The 1,356-nt window shown below is 44.0% G+C and carries 1 protein-coding gene; it reads right to left on the bottom strand.

Annotated features, from left to right (window positions below):
- On the bottom strand, positions 1 to 1,356 hold a 1,356-nt coding region (locus tag DG435_RS19505; protein WP_159098267.1), incomplete at both ends, for an HYR domain-containing protein.

Here is a 1,356-nt window from a genome sequence, read left to right as displayed (position 1 = left end):
TGTCCAGGTTACTGTGGTATCTCCTATCGGGAAAGCTCCCGGCGCATCATTAGTCACACTAGCTATCGTACAATTATCTGAAGTTGTCGGTGTACCTAAAGCAACTCCACTCGCAGTACATAAACCGGCATCTACATTAACACTAACTGTTGCCGGACAACTGATCGTTGGATCAATATTGTCTATTACCGTTACCGTTTGCATACAGGTAGCTGTGTTTCCAGAACTATCCGTTACTGTCCAGGTGACTGTCGTATCTCCTATCGGGAAAACTCCCGGTGCATCGTTAGTTACACTAGCCACTGCACAATTATCTGATGTAGTTGGTGTACCTAAAGCAACACTACTCGCGGTACATAAACCGGCATCTACATTGACATTTACCGTTGCTGGACAACTGATTGTTGGATCGATATTGTCGGTTACTGTTACCGTTTGTGTACAGGTAGCTGTATTTCCAGAACTATCCGTTACCGTCCAGGTGACTGTGGTATCTCCTATCGGGAAAACTCCTGGTGCATCGTTAGTTACACTAGCTACAGCACAATTATCTGAAGTTGTCGGAGTGCCTAAAGCAACACCACTTGCAGTACATAAACCGGCATCTACATTGACATTTACTGTGGCCGGACATGCAATTACCGGATCGATATTATCGGTTACTGTTACCGTTTGTGTACAGGTAGCTGTATTTCCAGAACTATCCGTGACTGTCCAGGTTACTGTGGTATCTCCTATCGGGAAAGCTCCCGGCGCATCATTAGTCACACTAGCTATCGTACAATTATCTGAAGTTGTCGGTGTACCTAAAGCAACACTACTCGCGGTACATAAACCGGCATCTACATTAACACTAACTGTTGCCGGACAACTGATCGTTGGATCAATATTGTCTATTACCGTTACCGTTTGCATACAGGTAGCTGTATTTCCAGAACTATCCGTTACTGTCCAGGTCACTGTCGTATCTCCTAATGGGAAAACTCCCGGAGAATCATTAGTGGTATTTACTATGGTACAGTTATCAGAAATTGTTGGCGTAACTAAAGTAACTCCAGTTGCGATACAACTTCCAGAATTTACATTAACACTCACATCTGCTGCACATATTATCGTTGGATTTATATTGTCGGTTACCGTTACGGTTTGATTACAAATAGCTGTATTACCTGAACTATCCGTTACTGTCCAGGTGACTGTCGTATCTCCTATCGGGAAAACTCCCGGTGCATCATTAGTCACACTAGCCACTGCACAATTATCTGATGTAGTTGGTGTACCTAAAGCAACACCACTCGCGGTACATAAACCGGCATCAACATTTACATTTACGGTTGCCGGACAACTGATCGTTGG

The sequence above is a fragment of the Aquimarina sp. Aq78 genome (genome assembly GCF_900299525.1).
Taxonomy (GTDB): Bacteria; Bacteroidota; Bacteroidia; order Flavobacteriales; family Flavobacteriaceae; genus Aquimarina.
This window is presented reverse-complemented; position numbering and strand designations above follow the sequence as displayed.